Origin of the sequence: Clostridioides sp. ES-S-0054-01 (assembly GCA_021561035.1) — a bacterium.
GTDB lineage: Bacteria > Bacillota > Clostridia > Peptostreptococcales > Peptostreptococcaceae > Clostridioides.
On the sequence record CP067346.1, the window covers coordinates 712266 to 732073 of the forward strand.

15 protein-coding genes and 1 pseudogene are annotated in these 19808 nt (G+C 29.2%); 13 read left to right on the plus strand and 3 right to left on the minus strand.

Annotation, left to right across the window (positions count from 1 at the left end; all coding sequences use genetic code 11):
* The first annotated feature begins 60 nt into the window (after positions 1 to 60).
* The 5 genes and pseudogenes from JJC02_03660 (at position 61) to JJC02_03680 (ending at position 5378) form a co-directional block, all read left to right on the plus strand.
* Positions 61 to 639 (plus strand): HD domain-containing protein, encoded by a 579-nt coding sequence (locus tag JJC02_03660; protein ID UDN55289.1) that lies wholly within the window; start codon positions 61 to 63, stop codon positions 637 to 639.
* Positions 640 to 672: 33 nt separating this feature from the next.
* Positions 673 to 1149, plus strand: a complete 477-nt coding sequence (locus tag JJC02_03665) for an 8-oxo-dGTP diphosphatase (protein UDN55290.1) — start codon at positions 673 to 675, stop codon at positions 1147 to 1149.
* A 303-nt stretch (positions 1150 to 1452) separates the two neighbouring features.
* On the plus strand, positions 1453 to 2274 hold the full coding sequence (locus JJC02_03670) for a nitroreductase family protein (GenBank protein ID UDN55291.1): 822 nt from the start codon (positions 1453 to 1455) through the stop codon (positions 2272 to 2274).
* 121 nt (positions 2275 to 2395) lie between these two features.
* Positions 2396 to 2491 (plus strand): annotated as a pseudogene (locus JJC02_03675) (IS607 family transposase).
* Positions 2492 to 2897: 406 nt separating this feature from the next.
* Entirely contained in the window at positions 2898 to 5378 is a 2481-nt protein-coding gene (locus JJC02_03680) for a transporter substrate-binding domain-containing protein (GenBank protein UDN55292.1), read from the plus strand.
* A gap of 200 nt (positions 5379 to 5578) precedes the next feature.
* Here JJC02_03680 and JJC02_03685 read toward each other — a convergent pair whose 3' ends face one another.
* Entirely contained in the window at positions 5579 to 7030 is a 1452-nt protein-coding gene (locus tag JJC02_03685) for an aminoacyl-histidine dipeptidase (GenBank protein UDN55293.1), read from the minus strand.
* Between the two features lie 318 nt (positions 7031 to 7348).
* Between JJC02_03685 and JJC02_03690 the strand changes: the two genes are divergently transcribed.
* The 4 genes from JJC02_03690 (at position 7349) to JJC02_03705 (ending at position 13393) form a co-directional block, all read left to right on the plus strand.
* The gene (locus JJC02_03690) at positions 7349 to 9727 is read left to right on the plus strand and encodes an endonuclease MutS2 (protein ID UDN55294.1); all 2379 of its coding nucleotides are present in this window, start codon (positions 7349 to 7351) and stop codon (positions 9725 to 9727) included.
* A gap of 67 nt (positions 9728 to 9794) precedes the next feature.
* Positions 9795 to 10208, plus strand: a complete 414-nt coding sequence (locus JJC02_03695; GenBank protein ID UDN55295.1) for a DUF523 domain-containing protein — start codon at positions 9795 to 9797, stop codon at positions 10206 to 10208.
* Positions 10209 to 10515: 307 nt separating this feature from the next.
* A complete protein-coding gene (locus JJC02_03700) occupies positions 10516 to 12216 on the plus strand; it encodes an arginine--tRNA ligase (GenBank protein UDN55296.1) in 1701 nt (566 codons plus the stop codon).
* A gap of 253 nt (positions 12217 to 12469) precedes the next feature.
* Positions 12470 to 13393, plus strand: a complete 924-nt coding sequence (locus JJC02_03705) for a hypothetical protein (GenBank protein UDN55297.1) — start codon at positions 12470 to 12472, stop codon at positions 13391 to 13393.
* Positions 13394 to 13397: 4 nt separating this feature from the next.
* Here JJC02_03705 and JJC02_03710 read toward each other — a convergent pair whose 3' ends face one another.
* A complete protein-coding gene (locus JJC02_03710; GenBank protein ID UDN55298.1) occupies positions 13398 to 13604 on the minus strand; it encodes a hypothetical protein in 207 nt (68 codons plus the stop codon).
* Between the two features lie 135 nt (positions 13605 to 13739).
* Between JJC02_03710 and JJC02_03715 the strand changes: the two genes are divergently transcribed.
* Positions 13740 to 15494 (plus strand): B12-binding domain-containing radical SAM protein, encoded by a 1755-nt coding sequence (locus JJC02_03715; protein ID UDN55299.1) that lies wholly within the window; start codon positions 13740 to 13742, stop codon positions 15492 to 15494.
* A 17-nt stretch (positions 15495 to 15511) separates the two neighbouring features.
* Positions 15512 to 16654: a tetratricopeptide repeat protein gene (locus JJC02_03720; protein UDN55300.1), complete on the plus strand. Its 1143-nt coding sequence runs from the start codon at positions 15512 to 15514 to the stop codon at positions 16652 to 16654.
* 173 nt (positions 16655 to 16827) lie between these two features.
* Here JJC02_03720 and JJC02_03725 read toward each other — a convergent pair whose 3' ends face one another.
* A complete protein-coding gene (locus tag JJC02_03725; protein ID UDN55301.1) occupies positions 16828 to 17766 on the minus strand; it encodes a LysR family transcriptional regulator in 939 nt (312 codons plus the stop codon).
* A gap of 227 nt (positions 17767 to 17993) precedes the next feature.
* On the opposite strand from JJC02_03725, the gene JJC02_03730 reads away from it, so the two are divergent.
* Positions 17994 to 18572, plus strand: a complete 579-nt coding sequence (locus JJC02_03730; protein UDN55302.1) for a sugar O-acetyltransferase — start codon at positions 17994 to 17996, stop codon at positions 18570 to 18572.
* A gap of 115 nt (positions 18573 to 18687) precedes the next feature.
* Positions 18688 to 19599, plus strand: coding sequence for a bifunctional enoyl-CoA hydratase/phosphate acetyltransferase (locus tag JJC02_03735; protein ID UDN55303.1), 912 nt, complete (start codon positions 18688 to 18690; stop codon positions 19597 to 19599).
* Positions 19600 to 19808 lie beyond the last annotated feature (209 nt).

Here is a 19808-nt window from a genome sequence, read left to right on the forward strand (position 1 = left end):
ATTTATGTGTGTTGATATATAAAAATATCGTATATATGAAAAACAGGGGGATTAGTGAAAATGAGAGAAGAGGCTTTAGAAATTTTATTTAAGTATTTAGAAACTGATAGAATGAGAAAACACTGCTATGCTGTTGAAGCAGTTATGAGAGAATTAGCCAAAAGATTAGAGCCAGAGAAAGAAGAAGAGTGGGCAGTTGCAGGTCTTTTACATGATTTGGATTCAGATATAGTTGGAAGAAAGCCAGGAGAAATCTGTGAAGGGCATGCTACAACGACAGTAGAACTGCTTAAAAAAGAAAACTTCGGTGATGAAGAGATGTATAGAGCAATACTTGGTCATCATGATGGAATGGGGGTTACAAGAACTAGTCTAATGGAAAAAGCAATATATGCAGCAGACCCTATAACTGGGTTTATAACTGCTATAGCTTTAGTTTATCCAGATAAAAAAATTACTAGTGTAAAGACGAAGTCTGTAATCAAAAGAATGAAAGAAACAAGATTTGCTTCAAATGTAAATAGAGATGCAATGAGAAGTATAGAAGACATAGGGATTCCATTTGATGAATTTGCAGAGATTTCTCTTAATGCAATGAAGAATATAAGTGACGTGCTTGAAAGTGCTGAAAATAATTAGCTGAAAATATAAAGAGAAAGTAAGGTAAGATATATGAAACTTACGACTATTTGTTATATAGAAAAAGATGACAAGACTTTGATGTTGTACAGGAATAAAAAGAAAGATGACGTACATGAAGGTAAGTATGTAGGAGTTGGAGGAAAGTTTGAGCAAGGAGAAACTCCAGAAGAATGTGTAATCAGGGAAGTTAAAGAAGAGACTGGTCTTACTCTTAAATCATTGTCATATAAAGGGTTGATAACTTTTCCAAAATTTAAAGAAGAAGAAGATTGGTATATGTTTTTGTATTTTTCGGATGAATTTGAAGGAGAATTGTCTGAAAAAAGTTTAGATGATTGTAAAGAAGGAAAACTGATTTGGGTTGATAATGACAAAATATTTGACTTAAATATGTGGGAAGGTGACAGGTTGTTTTTAAATTGGGCTAAGACTGGAAATGTTTTTAGTGCAAAGATAGTATATGATAATGGGAAACTGAAAGATTATAGTGTAAACTTCTTAGATTAATTAAGATGCAGTTTAAAGATACATTTCAAGAACATAGTTTAAAGATACAACTTAAGAATGTAATTTAAGGTTAATTAAATTGATTGATATAATATTAAGATAAACAATAATAGCTGGGGAAATAGTGGTTATTGATACCACTATTTTTTCTTATCTTTAATTTTGGAGAAGTTCTAATTTATATATAGATTTCTTAATTAAATTGTAGTTAAAGCCAATATATTATTGAAAAAATAAAAATTGACTTAGATAATTATTTGTTTTATACTAAAGTAAATTTTTTAAATGGAGGAATAATTTGGAATGATAGATATAAATTTAGAAAAATGTGTAGGCTGTGGTACGTGTGAATCAGACTGCCTTGTAAATGCAATAAAAGTTAAGGATGATAAAGCAAGGGTAAAAAATATTCTATGTATTAACTGTGGTCACTGTATGGCAATTTGTCCAACAGATGCAATAGAAATGCAGGGATTTAATAAAAATGAGGTAATAGAATATAATCGTGAAAGTTTTGAATTAGAACCTGAAAAGTTATTGAATTTCATCAAATTTAGAAGAAGTATAAGACAGTATAAAGGCATAGATGTAGAAGAAGAAAAAATAAAAAACATAGTGGAAGCTGGTAGATACACACCAACAGGTGGAAATAGACAGCCTATAAGATACATATTAGTAAAAGAAAAACTAAAAGAAGTAAAAGAACTAGCTATAGAAGGTCTTTATAATTTAGCACTAGATACTGATGACAGCGACCCTGTACGTTCTATGTATAAAAATACATTTAAGAGAATGTACAAAGGATATAAAGAGAAAGGAATTGATTCTCTATTTTATGATGCCCCACTACTTATGGTAGTTGTAGGTGACGTGTCCCTAGGTGCAAGTGCATATGTAGATGGAGGATTGGCTGCATCTAATATGGAACTTATGACCTATTCTCAAGGATTGGGAATGTGCTATATTGGATTTTTTGTTATGGCATCAAATGTAGAACCAAAGATAAAGGAACTATTAGGAATGAGTGAGAATGAAGCAGTTATAACTTCATTTATATTAGGCTATCCAGATGTGAAATATAAAAGAACTGTAAATAGAAATACTGCTAAATTTGAGACAGTATAGGGCTTAAACTTCGCTATAATTTGTAAAATTATGGAGGTTGAATAACTATTAATATGACTATATAAAACTTTGTTAAATTATTATATTATTTGTAGTATAATAATTTTAAGAAGTGGGATAGATGAAATATTGTTCTGTAGGAAAATTTTCAAAGCTTATTGGAAAAACAACTCAGATGTTAAGAGATTGGGATAAAAAAGGTGTATTAAAGCCACATCAGGAGTTGATTTTGGACTAAAAGACCTTGCAGTATGCTCTAATGGTATAGTGTATAAGAATACTAATAAAACTTATGTAGTTAGAAAAACAGAAAAAAGGTTAAAAAGATTATAGAAAAAAGTAAGTAGAAAGTATGAAAAAATAAAAAAGGAAAGGAGTATGTCAAAACTAAAAATATTGTAAAACTTGAAAAACAGATACAATAAATACACAGAAGATTGACTAAATAACTATCTTCATCAAACTACAACAAGTATAGTGAAAGCCAAACCATACAGAGTTGTTATAGAGGATTTGAATGTAAATTTATCCATCATCAAAGACTTGTAGTCAATGTGGAAGTATTAAGAAAGATTTAAAACTTAAAGATAGAGTTTTACAAGGTTTTGGCAACGGATTGTGTAGTGAATTTAAAAAAATTGCTTTTATTAATTATTGTAATTACATCTATATTCACTTCTTACATATTTTCTTTTAGTATTAATGCTATAGGTAATAATAATCGTACTATTCGGGTTGCTTATCCTGTTCAAAAAGGTCTAACTGAAATAGATGAGCAAGGTAACTATTCTGGATATACATATGAATATTTACTAGAAATTGCACAGTATACTGGATGGAATTATGAATTTGTTCAAGTTCCTGGAGATATAAATGAATCTATTACAAAATTAATGAAGATGTTAGAAAATGGTGAAATTGATATAATGGGAGGTATGTTACACAATGAGCCATTGCAAAAAATGTATAATTATGCAGGGAATAGTTATGGAATAGTAAATACAGTGCTACAAGCATTATATGAAAATACAGAGATTGATAATATAATGAGTTCACAAAACGTGAAAAAAATTCGTATTGCTGTAATAGAAAATTCTAATACTAGGCTTAAGGAGTTAGATGAGTATTGTAAGATGAATTTGATGTCACATGAGTTGGTATACTGTAAGACGAGTGATGAACAATTAGAAGCACTAAAGAATGGTAAAGCAGATGTACTTCTTAATGTGAGTATGAACCCTATGGAAGGTGTACGTACTATAGCAAAATTCTCACCAAAACCATTTTATTTCATTACTCCTAAAGGTAGTACAGACTTAACTCAAAGACTCAATTCGGCAATTAATAATATTGAACAGAAGGACCCATATTTTTCAACTACTTTATATGAAAAATACTTTACACCAGAGAATAATCAGATGTTTTTATCTGATGAAGAAACTAAATACATTAAAGATACAGATAAATTAAAGGTGGGAGTACTTTTAAATAAACCACCATTTCAGAATATAGATAAAGATACAGGTGAATTAAAAGGTATATCAATTGATTTATTAAATCACATATGTGATTTAACCGGATTGGAATTTGAACTTGTGTCTGTAAAATCCCAAGAAGATTTGGAAAGGATGACCAAAAACCATGAAATTGATATTGTAGCAGGAATGATTTATGATTATGAATACTCTCGTGAACATAATATATCTATGTCTCGACCCTTTGTTTCCACCCAATATGCTATGATGATTAATAATAAATTAAATGAGAATAGTTTAGATGGAAAGCGTATAGCTCTAACTAAGGGTATTAATTATGATGGTAATTTTAAAGAGGATGTTGTATGGTATGATACTTTAGAAGAGTGTATAGAAGCTGTTAATAAAGGAGATGTAGATTATACTTATGGTGAAGGTTATTCTATGCAGTATTATATGAATCAGCCTAAGTATAAAAATGTGCGTCTAGTTCCTCAGACATATAAAGCACAGAGTATTTGCTTTGGGATAACTAAAAAAGACAAGCAAGAATTATTGAGTATATTTAATAAAGCCATTATAAGTATTTCATCAGAAAAAATGCAATCGATTGTTTACCAAAATACTACATATAGACAAGATTTCTCACTGATTTATATTATGCAACAAAATCCAATTGAGACTGTTTTTATTGTAGCCAGTTTATTGCTTTGTATTATTGGCTTTATGGCATTTGGTTTACATACTCGTACAACTATGAATGAAAAAATATCTTTGGAACTCAAAAAACATGTTCAGTTGTATGAAATGGTAAGCGAATACTTTTTCGAGTATGATTATAAGAAAGATAAATTGATAATTTCTATGCCAGAAAAGGGTATTGAGACATATTATGGTGTAAATGAAAATGATAATATAACAAATAAAAAAGATGAAATAAGAAGAGAATATAATAAAAAGTTTTTTGATATAATAAAATCACAAGAAAATGGAACAACTGAAATGTATTCTATTATGTTTGATGATACTTTTCATTGGATTAGAATTACTTCAAAAATAATTTATAATGACAGAAATATACCAGTGTATGTAATTGGGAAAATAGCTAATATTGATTCTGAAAAAGAGGAAAAAAATAGATTGTTGGATAAGGTTCAAAGGGATAGTTTAACAAATATTTATAATGCAGCATATATTAGAAAATTAACTACAAAAAATTTATTGAATTTATCAACTGAAAAAAACGGAGCTTTATTGATTGTAGATATTGATTATTTTAAGTCAATTAATGATACTTATGGACACTTGGTAGGAGATAAGGTACTGGTTGATGTTGCAAAGGTACTTAACGAAAGTTTTGCAAAAGATGATATTGTAGGTCGTTTAGGTGGAGACGAATTTAGCGTTTATATCAAGGATATAATAAATAAGGAAAAACTTATTAATAAATGTAATGATGTTTACAATAAGATTCATCTTATTAAATTGCCAAACGGAAAAAGTTTATCGATTAGTATGGGAGTGGTTATAACAAAACGTGGTCAAGAATATGATGAACTATATCAAATAGCAGATAATGCTCTTTACGATTCTAAGAGACAAGGAAGAAATAGATTTAAAATAGTATAAGAATTAATTTTAAAACAGAGTAAAGCTTAATAATGTTTAAATTACAATAAAGCCTAATGATACATGTTATTACTTATCATTAGGCTTTATTTCTATAAATTAATACTAACATTAAATGTTAGACCAACACTAGTATTAATTGGGTTAATTTTATATAGATTTACTTAAAATTAAAGTCTATTTAGAATCAAATCTTAAATTTAATATTGGTTCATAGATTTTAATATTTCAATAACATAATCCCAAACATTAGCTACAGAAGGGATACTAACATGTTCATTTGGAGTATGAACATCAAACATATCTGGTCCTATAGAGATAGCTTCAGCATGAGGAAGTTTATCAAGTAATAATCCACACTCAAGACCAGCATGTAAAGCCATAACAGTAGGAACTTTACCAGTTAATTTCTCATAAGTTTCACTGCATATTTTTTCTAGTTTTGAGCCTTTTTTGAATTCCCAAGCTGGATATTGAGCTATAAGGTCGTAATTAGCACCCAAAGCTTGAGCTAAAAGTTTTATTCTATCAGCGATTTCATCTCTAATAGACATAACAGAACTTCTAACAGAAGTTAAGAATTCAATAGTAGATTCTTTAGTTTCAATTATAGCGAAATTAGTAGAACTTTCAACTAATCCTTCTATATCAAGGCTTACTGATTGAACTCCATGAGGAGTTAAGCAAGACATTTGAACAACTTTTTCTTTACAATCTTTAGTAAGAACTTTGTCTACAGAAGTTTCAGCTATTGAATAAGTCATACCAGGGTCAGAAGTAGTAAACTCATGTTTAAATGCAGTTAAAATGTCATTTATTTGTTTTTTAGCAGATTCAACATCAGCTTTATTAACAGCTATTACACACTTAGCTTCACGAGGTATAGCATTGTGCTTAGTACCACCATCAACAGAAGATAATTCATAATCAACATCTAACACACTTAATACTCTAGCTATTGCTTTGTTAGCGTTTGCTCTTTGTAAAACAATTTCCATACCAGAGTGTCCGCCTAATAGTCCAGTAACCTCAACTAATAATCCTTGCTTGTCACCTTCAACTTCTTTGTATTCAACAGGTAAGCTAACAACACAAGTTTTACCACCAGCACAACTAACTAATAAGTATCCTTCTTCCTCGGAGTCCATATTTAGGATGTATTGACCTTTAATTAAGTTAGGGTCTAGTGCATCTGCACCATTCATACCATCTTCTTCATTAACAGTAACTAAAACTTCTAGTGCAGGATGCTCTAAAGTGTTGTCTTCTAATATAGCCATACCCATAGCAACAGCTATACCATTGTCAGCTCCTAGAGTAGTTCCAGTAGCATATATCATGTCACCGTCAATTCTTAATTTTATAGGGTCTTTAAGAAAATCATGTTCAACATTCTTTTCTTTTTCGCAAACCATATCCATATGTCCTTGAAGAACTACACCTGGACAATTTTCATATCCTTTTGTAGCAGGCTTTCTTATTATTATGTTTAAGCTTTCGTCTTGAATAGTTTCAAGACCTAAATTTTTACCAAAGCTAAGTAAAAAATCACTTATGCCCTTTTCATTTCCAGAACCTCTAGGAATTTGAGATATTTTCTCAAAGTTTTTAAAAACACTTTCTGGTTTTAATCCTTCTAATACGTTTCCCATGACTCATGTTCCTCCTTAATTTATTTATATAAGTAGCTATGCTTAAAATAAGCTAAAATAAACTCCTTTAAAAATATTAAAGAAGATTTTTTTAACAGATTATATTACAAATAAAGCATGTTTATGTATAATATATAGATAGCTACATACATAGTATAATACAAAATATGTGTAAAATATATCTAAAAGAGAAAAAATATAATAATTTTAAAAATGAAAGAGAAATAAAACTTGCAGTTTTGATTGGAAATGCTTGAAATCATACATTTTTAAAATTAAATAAAAAGGTTAAAATATCGAGGATGGTGAATATAGAAAATGAATGAGAAATCGTTAAGAGTTTTAGAATACAATAAAATAATAGACTTGTTAAAGAAGAAAGCCTCATCTTCTTTAGGTCTAAAATATATAGAAAATTTAGTCCCAAACACTGATTTTGTAGAAGTAAAATCTATGCTAGAAGAAACTAGTGAAGCTCAATCAATTATTATAAAAAGAGGTTCAGTAGGTTTGGAAGGTATTCATGATATAGAAGACAAGGTAAAGAGAGCTTATATAGGTGCATCCCTTGACCCAGGAAGTCTAATTATGATAGCAGATACTTTAAGAGTGGCTAGAAGATTAAAAAATAGTTTATCTAGCAGTGATGAAGAAGATTTCAATTATCCAATAATACAATCTCTATCAAATTCTCTATATGTGTATAAGGACATAGAAGACCAGATATACAATGCTATAATTAGCGAAGTAGAAATATCTGACAATGCTTCAAGTACGCTTAGAGATATCAGAAGAAGAATAGCTCAAAAAAATCAATCCATTAGGTCAAAACTAAATTCAATAATAAGTTCAACTACTTATCAAAAATACTTACAAGATGCAATAATTTCTTTAAGAGGTGATAGATTTGTAGTACCTGTAAAATCTGAATATAGGTCGCAAGTAGCTGGTATAGTTCATGACCAGTCATCTTCTGGTGCGACACTTTTTATAGAACCAATGACTATAGTAGAGATGAACAATGAGTTGAGACAGTTGAAACTAGGGGAGCAAGAGGAAATAGAAAGAATTTTATCAGAGCTTTCTGCTATGGTTGGAGAAGTGAGTGAAGACCTAATTTCTAATCAAGAGATACTTGGAAGATTGGACTTTGCATTTTCAAAAGGAAAACTTTCTATACAAATGAGAGGAATAGAACCAACTTTAAATGAAGATAAATATTTAAACATAAAAAATGGAAGACATCCATTGTTGGATAAGAAAAAGGTAGTAGCAAATACGATTTATTTAGGAAGAGACTTCCACACATTGGTTATAACAGGTCCAAACACAGGTGGTAAGACTGTTACAATAAAAACTGTAGGTCTATTTGCACTTATGACACAAAGTGGACTTCATATACCTGCTGATTATGGAAGTAGTATGTGTGTATATGATAATGTATTTGCAGATATAGGAGATGAACAAAGTATTGAGCAGAGTCTATCAACATTTTCATCTCATATGACGAATATAGTATCAATATTACAAAGCGTAACAGCAGACTCTTTAGTTATATTTGACGAGTTAGGAGCAGGAACAGACCCTGTTGAGGGAGCTGCCCTTGCGATAGCAGTATTAGAAGATATAAATTCTGTAGGAGCTAAATGTATAGCAACTACTCACTATAGTGAGCTTAAAAACTATGCTCTTACTAAATCAGGTGTAGAAAATGCAGCAGTTGAATTTGATATAGAAACTTTAAGCCCAACATATAAACTGCTTATAGGCGTTCCTGGAAAATCAAATGCATTTGAGATTTCTAGAAAACTTGGGCTAAGTGACTATGTAATTTCACGTGCTAAAGAATATATAAATACAGAGAACATAGCTTTAGAAGATGTTTTACAGAATGTTGAAAAAAATAGAATCAAAGCAGTAGAAGACAGAGAAGAAGCTGAAAGATTAAAAGAGGAGATTGAAAGGCTGAAAGTAGAGTATGATGAAAAGCTTGAGAAATTGGTTAGTCAAAGAGATAAGATGATTGAAAAAGCTAAATCAGAAGCATTTTCAATTATAAGACAAGCTAAAGAAGAAGTAGACATCATAATAAAGGAACTTAGAAGTCTCGAACAAGAAAGAGCTTCAAAAGAAAAGAATCGTAAGATAGAAGAACTTAGAAAAGAATTGACTAGTTCCATGGGAAGTCTTCAACCAACAGTAAAAAGTATGATAGTTCCAAAAGTCTCAAATAAAGAGATAAAAGACCTAAAGCCGGGTGAAGAAGTTAAGGTAATAACTTTAAATCAAAATGGTAGTGTGGTTTCAGTAGATAAAAAGAGAAAGGAAGCAGTTGTACAAATTGGTATAATGAAGATGACTCTACCTTTTAAATCTTTACAAAAAACTCACAAAGATGTTTCAACAAATGTAACTAAATCAACGAGAAACATTATAAGGTCAAAATCTGGTAAGGTAAAAAATGAAGTCGACCTTAGAGGATTAAACTTAGAAGAAGCTATTATGGAAGTAGAAAAATATCTTGATGATGCATATGTGGCAGGTTTAGAGTCTGTAACAGTAATACATGGAATAGGTACAGGAGTATTAAAAGCAGGTCTACAAGATATTTTAAGAAGAAATAGACATGTAAAATCACAAAGAGGTGGTCAATATGGAGAAGGTGGAGCAGGAGTAACAATTGTTAAATTAAAATAATTTGTATAAGAATACATTAGTAATTTGTATGAGAATATATTAAGAATTTGTATAGGAGCACATTTTTATGATATTGGTATCTGCATGTTTAATAGGAATAAATTGTAAATATAGTGGCGATAATAATGAAAATGAAAAAGTCAAGGAATATTTAAAAGGCAAAGAATTTACACTTGTATGCCCAGAGCAATTAGGTGGTCTATCTACACCAAGGCCACCTGCTGAGATAGTTGATGGAAAAGTAATTACTAAAGATAATAAGGATGTGACAGAAAACTTTGTAAGAGGGGCTAAGGAAACTCTAAAAATAGCAAATTTATATGTATGTAGCGAAGCAATACTAAAAGAGGGTAGCCCCTCTTGTGGATGTAATCTAATATATGATGGTAGTTTTTCAGGTAAAAAGATACCAGGAAAAGGCATAACAGCAAGGCTATTAGAAGAAGAAGGAATAAAAGTTAAGAGTGAAAAAGATTTATAGAAAATTAATAAAAGAGTAAAAAAGTATGTAAAGTTAACATTGATGTATGAAAATTAATAAAAGATTAAAAAAAGTATATAAAGTCAACTGGATAGTATAAGAAACAATAAAATAGAAAAAAGGCTTATAAAAAATCAATAATAGCGTGATTAAAAACTGCAATTATAGTATTTTTAATATATACAGAAAACATAATTATTAAAGTGTTTTACACTGTAATGAAATACTTGAAAAAACACGAAATTTGATTTAACATAAAGAGATAAGCACAATATAAATCAGGAACAATGTAGAGAGGAGCAACAGGATGCAAGATTTTAAGGTGGCAATATCAAATTGCCTTAAAGAAAAAATAGAAGATTTATCGAAAGAAGAGATAGAGGCACTTATAGAAGTTCCACCAAATAAGGACATGGGTGACTATGCTTTTCCATGCTTTAAATTGGCTAAAGTGTTTAGAAAAGCTCCAAACATGATAGCAAGTGAATTGGCAGAAAGTATAGAACCAAGTGGAGAGATAACAAAAGTAATACAATTAGGCGGATATGTAAATTTCTTTGTAAATAAATCTCAATTAGCAGAAACTGTAATCAAAAAAGTTTTAGATGAAAAAGAAAATTACGGACATAGTGATTTTGGAAAAGATAAAACTGTAATAGTTGAGTACTCTTCTCCAAATATAGCAAAACCTTTCCACATAGGACATATAAGAACTACTGTTATAGGTAATGCCTTATATAAGATATATGATTCACAAGGATACAAGACTATAAGAATAAATCATTTAGGTGACTATGGAACTCAATTTGGTAAGTTAATAGTTGCCTTTAAAAAGTGGGGAGAAAAAGAAGTAGTAGAATCTAATCCAATTCCAGAATTACTAAAATTATATGTAAGATTCCATGATGAAGCTGAACAGCATCCAGAAATGGAAGACGAAGCAAGAGCATGGTTTACTAAATTAGAAAATGGTGACGAGGAAGCAAAAGAATTATGGCAATGGTTTAGAGACGAGAGCTTAAAAGAGTTTAACAGAGTTTATAAACTTTTAGATATAGAATTTGATTCTTTAGCAGGTGAGAGTTTCTATTCAGATAAGATGAACAGGGTTATTGAACTATTAGAAGAGAAAAAGCTTTTAAAGGAGTCTAAGGGTGCAAAGATTGTTGATTTAGAAGAATATAAGATGCCACCAGCGCTTATTACTAAGAATGATGGTTCAACATTATATATGACAAGAGATTTAGCTGCTGCATTATATAGAAAGGAAACTTATGATTTTGACAAGTGTATATATGTAGTTGGTTCTCAACAAAATTTACATTTCCAACAATGGTTTAAGGTAATTGAGCTTATGGGATATGATTGGGCAAAAGATTTAATTCATGTTGGATTTGGCATGGTAGCTCTTGAAGAAGGTACTATGTCAACTAGAAAAGGAAGAGTCGTATTTTTAGAAGATGCTTTAAATCAAGCCATAGAAAAGACTAAGGATATTATACTAGCTAAAAACCCAAATGCTAAAAATGTAGATGAAATATCTAAGCAAGTAGGTGTTGGGGCAGTAGTGTTCCAAGAGTTATCTAATAGTAGAATTAAAGACTATACATTCTCATGGGAAAGAACGTTGAGTTTTGATGGTGAAACTGGACCATATGTTCAGTATACACATGCTAGATGTTGTGCAGTTTTAAGAAAAGCAGAAGTAGAAGTGACTTCTGATATAGATTATAGTCTATTAGCTGATGAAGATAGTGCAGAAGTTCTTAGAGTTATAGAATCATTCAATAAGAATATTTTACTTGCTCTAAAGAAAAATGAGCCACATATAGTGACTAGATTTATGTTAGATTTAGCTCAAGCGTTTAATAAATTTTATCATGATAATCCAATTTTAGTAGAAAATTTGGAAATCAGAAAAGCAAGACTTGCGTTAGTTCTAGCTACAAAACAAACTTTAGAAAATTCTCTGAAATTGTTGGGAATGCACGCTCCAGAAAGAATGTAGTACGATAAAATGTTGAAATAAAAAGAATAAAATTGAACTTAGTACGCAATTTGTATAACTGTAAAATATAGGAATGTCGAAAACTGATACTTTACATATAAAAAAGTAGTATCGTATAATAATATATAGATAGTAGATTACAATGATTTTTGTACACTACTATCCCCCTATATATGACAGCTTCTTAAACGGGCTGTCTCTTTTTTTTTAATAACAAAATATTTAGATTCAATTTTTCAGAAAGGATATATTTATGAATGACGATTTACTAAAAAAGGTATACACATCTTCTTTTAGTAGTGCAAGTAGGGCTCTTAAAGATTTAATTATAATAAATACAAAATCCTTAATAGATGATAAAACGCAAAGATGTGTATATATAGACGAAAAGAGACTTAGAGATGAACTTATTTACTATAGATTTTATGGAGAGAAAATAGGAAACATCAACTTTTTAAATATTTTATTACCACTAATTTTATCAAATACTAATATTCAAAAAAGTGAAGATGAGGTTATTAAACTAATAAAAAAGTATGTTAGTTATTTTAAAAAAGAAGAACTTTTATTTGATTATTTATTAGGTTCTGTAGTGTATAATTCCATTATGCACAATCTTATAAATAATAGTAAAATAGAATATGTCGAATTACTACAGAGTATTAAAGACAAGATAATCGGATTTTCTATAGAATTAGACAAATCGGATATTGTAAAGTTTCAGATGGCAAGGATTAAAGCAATACAATTAATTGATAAATATATTGATTTGAAATTTGACGATTATGATGAAGAAAGTATTCTGTTAAATGTTTTAAATGTTCTATATGATGTATATATGGAAGATAGAACTGTAGAAAATGAAGGAATTAATAGCATAAAAAAATCTATATTATCCATTTTAGGTGAAGATAGTAAATTAAACGAAGATAATATAGATTTTATTTTGTCTATGTCAGAATATATTGTTAAATTGAGAAAATATAAAGTTGGAGTTAAAGCATATAACAAAAAAATAGACCCAAGAAGTCTTATAAGACTTGAAGAAGGCAATACTACAATAGACCCTATATTTAATCAAATAACAGTTATGTCAAAAACCTTTAATGATAATATATTAAGTATAAAAATAAATTCTAAATCAGGTATTTATATATTGAAGTTTAAAAAGGTTTAGGTTATTAGAGTGTACTATTTTTTTCTAGATAATCTAAAAAATCTTTTTCCTTAGTGTCAGTTAAAAAACATAATTCTTTTACTATATTATTTCTAAGGTCGATGAAATCACTAATTTGAGTATTTTCATTAGTGTATTCAAGAGACTTTATAATAAGTAGTAAATCTCTTTTTGATAAAGAGTTGATAGATACTTTTTCAATTAATTCCATAAAAAACTTCCTTTCCTCACATTACTTGAAATTAATAAATTAATTATATAGATATTATTTAAACTTTACATATACTATTTTAACCTATAAGTGGTACAAAAAGACAGTATAATATTAAAAAGAGGTGAGAAATGTTTGAAAATTTTATTAACAACGTTGAATTCTAAGTTTATTCATACAAATTTAGCTATAAGATACCTAAAAGAGTTTGTAAGAGATTTGATAGATGTTGATATGAAAGAATATACGATAAACAATGATTTGGACTATATTTTAAAGGATATATATAAAAATGAATATGATATAATATTGTTCTCAACATATATCTGGAATGTGGGAGATATAGTTAAGCTTTGTGATAATCTAAAAAAAATTAGACCTAATACTAAAATAGCCTTAGGTGGACCAGAAGTGAGTTATGATAGTTATGAGGCAATGAAAAAGTATGATTTTGTGGATTATATACTTTATGGAGAAGGAGAGTTAATTTTTAGAGACTTAGTACTCCATTTGCAAGGAAAGATGGAAATAAATTATGTAAATGGACTTGTATATAGACAAGCCAATGAGATAATAGTAAATAAGCCTATGGAATTACTTCAAAATTTGGATGAGATTCCTAGCCCTTATGAAAATTTGAATCCAAAAGAATATGAAAATAGAATAGTGTATTATGAATCATCAAGAGGTTGCCCTTTTAACTGTCAGTACTGTTTATCATCTACTATTCCAGGTCTAAGATATTTTAGCTTAGATAGGATAAAGAGTGATTTAAAAGCTTTAATAGATGCAAGAGTATCACAGATAAAGTTTATTGATAGGACTTTTAATGCAAATAGAAAAGTGGCTATGGAAATCATGGATTTTCTTATGAAGAATGATAATGGCTATACAACTTATCATTTTGAAGTTACAGCGTATTTGATAGATGATAAGATGCTTGAATTTTTAGCTGATTGTAAAGAAGGTCTTTTCCAATTTGAAATAGGTGTGCAGTCAACAAATGAAAAAACACTTGATGCAGTAGGAAGAAGAGATGATTTTAAAAAATTGTCTCATGTTGTGCAGACTGTAGCATCCTATAGAAATATACATCAGCATTTAGACTTAATTGCAGGACTGCCTTATGAAGATTATAAGAGCTTTGAGAATTCGTTTAATGATGTATTTAATCTAGGTATAGAGCATCTACAATTAGGTTTTTTAAAGATGATTAAAGGGACAGGTATGAGAAAAGTTGCAGATGAGCATGGTTTTAAATATAAGGATTATGCTCCATATGAATTTTTATACAATAATTATATAAGTTATGAAGAAACTTTGAAGCTAAAGGATATAGAAGATATACTTGAGAGATACTACAATTCTAAAAACTTTGTGTTATCTATGAGATATATTATAGGCAGATTTTACAAGCAAAGCCCTTTTAAATTCTTTGAGGCTTTTGCCAAGTATTTTGATAAAAATGGTTACTTTGATTTGGCACAAGGGAAGAACCAATTATATAAAATATTTATGGATTTCTATAATGAAGAAATTAATATAGATAATGATGTATTCAATGATATATTAAAGTATGACTATATATCACTGGGAAAAACATCAAATATTCCGAAGTTTTTTAATAAGCTAGATGTGGATGATTTTAAGAATAGATGCCATGTATTTTTACAGGATAATGATAACTTATCAACATATTTACCTAATTTTGTTGATAAACCAGCTAAACATATAATAAAATATGTTCATTTTGAGTCATTTAGATTTAATGTTGTGGATTTAAAAAATGATATAAATACAGAAATAAGAGAAGAAGAAAATGTAGTCTTATTTGAGTATGATGCTAAAAAAATATTTGAGAAATCTAAAACTCATAAAGTAGAGATTTAAGTATTTAGGAGGATAAAATGGATTTTAAAATAGAAAAATATTTGCTAAAAAAAGCAGAGGAATTAGCTTTTATAACTATAAAACATGGTGGAGAGTTTAAATTAAAAGGCTATGAAATACCAAAAGGTGGATTAGATGTACCTATAAAAAATGAGGTATTAGTAAAAGGAATAAAAGAAAAGACTGCTCAAGATAAGTTAAATTCAATGTCTATAGCAGATGCAATGATATATATAATTGGGATAGATAGTAAATTTAAAAACAATGCAGAGTATGAGAAGTTTTTAAATGCTTTAGCAAAAGATATTGATTTAGATTTGAAAGCGTATATGGGATATATGTCGAGAAAGTACTTTGAGATTGGTGAATATACAGATTCTTTAATATATATAAAAGCATTTATAACAATGTATCCAGATGATTTAGATGCAATGTATAATTATGCGATTGTTTGCCAAGAGATAGCAAAACAGTATCAAAAAGATATGGATGATAAGGCGATGAATGCATTCTTACTTGAAGCAATGGCTAAGCTTGAAAAGGTAATTGATGTTGATGAGAATTTTGCATTAGGTTATTATCACTTAGGTTACCATTATTATAATCAAGGTCAATATTTAAAGACTAAGTTAACTTGGGAAGATGCTTTAAGACTGGGGTTAGATGCTGATTTGGTGGCTGAGATACAAGACAATTTAGGAAAGATGGACTTCAAAGTTCAATACGAAGAGGGATATACGCTTGTATTCCAAGGTAAGTTTAAAGAAGGATTAGAGAAGTTACTTCCATTAGAAGAAGAACATATGGATTGGTGGAACTTGTTGTTCATGATAGCCCTTGGATATAAGGGTATGGGCGAAATAGAACAGGCTAAGATGTATCTTGAGAAGATATTGATAATAAAGCCTAATCAAGTGGATTCTATAGTGGAATTGGGGCTTTGTGAGGCTTATAAAAATAATCTAGATAAAGCGATAGAGTATTTTGAACAAGCTGCTAAGATAAAGGAAGACCCAGAAATACTTTGTAATTTAGGAATGGCTTATTTAAATAATGGTGATATTGATGATGCAACTTACTATATAGAAAGAGCTTATGAATTAAATCCACAAGATGAAATTACGATTGCTTGCTTAAGGGAGCTTGGAATAAATAAGTAAGAGTATTGTTAAATTGTATTTCATTTATTGGTTAAGTGGGGCTGTCTCAAAATAGAGATAAGCCTCTTTTTCATTGATGAAATGATGAAAACATATTTAACTTTATACAAAAAAGAGTGCCTCATGAACTAAAGGGTTCATTTTGAGACACACCCACTTTTTATTCTTGTTATTTACTTTTCTTCAGATATATCCAACTTAGATATATCCAACTTAGATGTATCCAACATGATAGAAGAAAAATCTTTTTGTATTTGAAGTAAAAATTTTTCTGTTGCTTTTGAAAATATTTGATGCTTTTTCCATATAATATTTAACTTAGCTTCTAAAGGAGGAGATAGCGGTCTAAAACAAAGATTACTATTTTCTGTAATATTAACGAGTTTATCTAAACACAAAGCATAACCCAGACCCTCCTCTACCAAAAGAGAAGCATTATAAACTAAATTGTATGTTGCAACAATATTTAGCTTTTCAGTACTATATTCAAGCCATTTAGAAATTGCCTTATCAACTAGTGTCTGCCTTGAAATAATAAGAGGAATATTGCATAAATCTTTTGGATTTATCGTATTTTGTGATGAGAGGATACTATCTTTACGCATTAGTAGACCCCAAACATCAGTAGCAGGAATTTGTGTATAATCATACTTCTGTATGTTTGCAGGTTCAATTAAAATCCCAAAGTCAAGCAGTCCTTTGTCTAATTTTTCAGTTACATCATCAGCATTTCCACTAAAAATATGGTATCTTACATTGGGGTATTTTTGATGAAAATGATGTGCAGTTCTAGCGATAAGTCGCATAGCTTCGGTTTCTCCTCCTCCTATATATATATCACCACTAATAATCTCATTGGGATTGTCAAATTCCAATTCTACTTTATCAACTAATGATATAATTTCCTCGGCTCTTTTATGTAAAAGTCTACCTTCATTCGTTAATGTAATTTTTCTATTTCCTCGAATCAATAATTTAACTCCCAACTCTTCCTCAAGCTCCATAATCTGTCTAGAAAGTGTTGGTTGTGTTATATGCAAAAAGGTCGCTGCACCAGATATACTTTCTTCTCTTGCGATTGCTAAAAAATATCTTAATACTCTTAGCTCCATAGTTAGCCCTCCTTTACTAGCTTATTTATTATGTAATTATATCAATTTTTATGCTTTTTAAGTATATTTAAGTATTTAATATAGGTATTTGATATAGAGAGAGTAGTATATTACACTAAAAGGAGTAATCATATTACTTATAAAATTAATTAAACTAATTTTTATAAGTAATATGATTATTTAGAATATATAAATAAATTAAAGCGTATATTGAAGGGATGTATAAAATGAATATCAATGAATTTTTAACACATGTCAATCAAGGAAAACCTGTCTCTAGTAAATCAGAAATACATGAATTTATGGTTAAGTTGAGTAATGAAGCAATGAAAATCACAAGTAAGCTAAATTCTTCTTATCATGAGCCAGAAGAAATCCGTAGTTTGTTTTCTGAGTTAATTGGAAAGAAAGTGGATGAATCATTTTTTATGTTTCCACCATTTTATACGGATTGTGGAAAAAATATCACTATAGGAAAAAATGTTTTTATAAATAGCAGTTGCCATTTTCAAGACCAGGGTGGTATTGAGATTGGAGATAACACACAAATTGGGCATAATGTTGTATTGGCTACACTTAACCATGGTATTGCACCAGACAAACGTGATACAATTTATCCTTCTCCAATTATAATAGGAAAAAATGTATGGATTGGTGCTAATGTAACTATTGTCCCAGGAGTTACTATTGGAGATAATGCAATTATCTCTGCTGGAGCAGTTGTCACAAAAGATGTTGCAGAAAATACTATTGTGGGTGGTGTTCCTGCAAAGATTTTAAGAGTTATTGATGAAATTCCAGAATAAAATGTTGAACTATCTTTTAGTTATATAAATTCTTTATAACATAAAAAATAAATTGAAAAAAGGTATAGCAAATATGGTATTATTTAGTTAAATATATATAAGGGAGGGGTTACTTTTGATAAAAAAATTAGATGATATTTTAGAGCAACTTGAGGGAGGAGAGAAAATAGTACTTTCTGTAGCAGCAGCTCATGATAAAGAAGTTTTAATGGCTATAAAGGATGCTGTAGAAAGAAATATAATTACTCCTATATTGGTTGGAAATGAGGGAAAAATAAGAGAAATATCAAAAGAAATAGGATTTGATTTAAATGGTATCAAAATAGTGGATAAGGATGACATCAAAGAGTGTGCAGAGATAGCAGTTAAATTAGTATCAAGTAAAGAAGCCGATTTTGTAATGAAAGGCTTATTAGATACATCTGTCATACTAAAAGAAGTGTTAAATAAAGATTATGGTCTTAGAACTGATAGTTTATTAAGCCATGTCATGGTATATGAGTTAGAAAAATACCATAAATTACTTATAACTACAGATGGAGGAATGAACATAGCACCTGATTATGAACAAAAGGCAAAGATATTAAAAAATTCTATAAAAGCTGCAAAAGCTTTAGGGATGGAAACTGTAAAAGTTGCATGCTTGGCAGCTAAAGAGAAAGTAAATCCTAAAATGCAGGCAACTGTAGATGCAGATATGTTAGCAAATGCTTGTAAAGAAGGAGAATTTGGTGACAATGTAATTGTAGAAGGTCCTTTGGCTTTTGATTTGGCTGTTTCAAAAGAAGCTAGTAAAATAAAAGGTTTTAAAAGTGAAGTATCTGGAGATGTAGATATCATATTGGTTCCAACAATAGAGGTTGGTAATGGAATAGGGAAAGCCTTTACATATATGGCAGACTCTAAATCAGCAGGTATAATTATGGGTGCAAAAGCTCCTATAGTTTTAGTATCAAGAGCTGATTCACATGAATCTAAATTATATTCTATTGCATATGGGGCTATCGTAGCTAAGAGTATGAAATAGGATAAATAGTTTGAAATAAATGAATTAAAGTAGAAAAAATAGTCAAAATGTCTAAATTAATACAATATTAAAAAAATTTTATATAAAAAATAATTATAGCTTCAAATGAATATATACAAATGTTAAATTTGAAGCTATAATTAATATTAAAGTAGGAAAAATAAAAAAAATTCAAAAAAATTAGTTCAAAAAATGCTATTCTAAGAAGT

Excerpts from the sequence above, each read along its gene's own strand:
- JJC02_03660 (UDN55289.1), top strand. The coding sequence starts at position 61 with ATGAGAGAAGAGGCTTTAGAAATTTTATTTAAGTATTTAGAAACTGAT.
- JJC02_03720 (UDN55300.1), top strand. The coding sequence starts at position 15,512 with ATGGATTTTAAAATAGAAAAATATTTGCTAAAAAAAGCAGAGGAATTA.
- JJC02_03700 (UDN55296.1), top strand. The coding sequence starts at position 10,516 with ATGCAAGATTTTAAGGTGGCAATATCAAATTGCCTTAAAGAAAAAATA.
- JJC02_03665 (UDN55290.1), top strand. The coding sequence starts at position 673 with ATGAAACTTACGACTATTTGTTATATAGAAAAAGATGACAAGACTTTG.
- JJC02_03685 (UDN55293.1), bottom strand. The coding sequence starts at position 7,030 with ATGGGAAACGTATTAGAAGGATTAAAACCAGAAAGTGTTTTTAAAAAC.
- JJC02_03695 (UDN55295.1), top strand. The coding sequence starts at position 9,795 with ATGATATTGGTATCTGCATGTTTAATAGGAATAAATTGTAAATATAGT.
- JJC02_03705 (UDN55297.1), top strand. The coding sequence starts at position 12,470 with ATGAATGACGATTTACTAAAAAAGGTATACACATCTTCTTTTAGTAGT.
- JJC02_03710 (UDN55298.1), bottom strand. The coding sequence starts at position 13,604 with ATGGAATTAATTGAAAAAGTATCTATCAACTCTTTATCAAAAAGAGAT.
- JJC02_03690 (UDN55294.1), top strand. The coding sequence starts at position 7,349 with ATGAATGAGAAATCGTTAAGAGTTTTAGAATACAATAAAATAATAGAC.
- JJC02_03730 (UDN55302.1), top strand. The coding sequence starts at position 17,994 with ATGAATATCAATGAATTTTTAACACATGTCAATCAAGGAAAACCTGTC.
- JJC02_03725 (UDN55301.1), bottom strand. The coding sequence starts at position 17,766 with ATGGAGCTAAGAGTATTAAGATATTTTTTAGCAATCGCAAGAGAAGAA.
- JJC02_03670 (UDN55291.1), top strand. The coding sequence starts at position 1,453 with ATGATAGATATAAATTTAGAAAAATGTGTAGGCTGTGGTACGTGTGAA.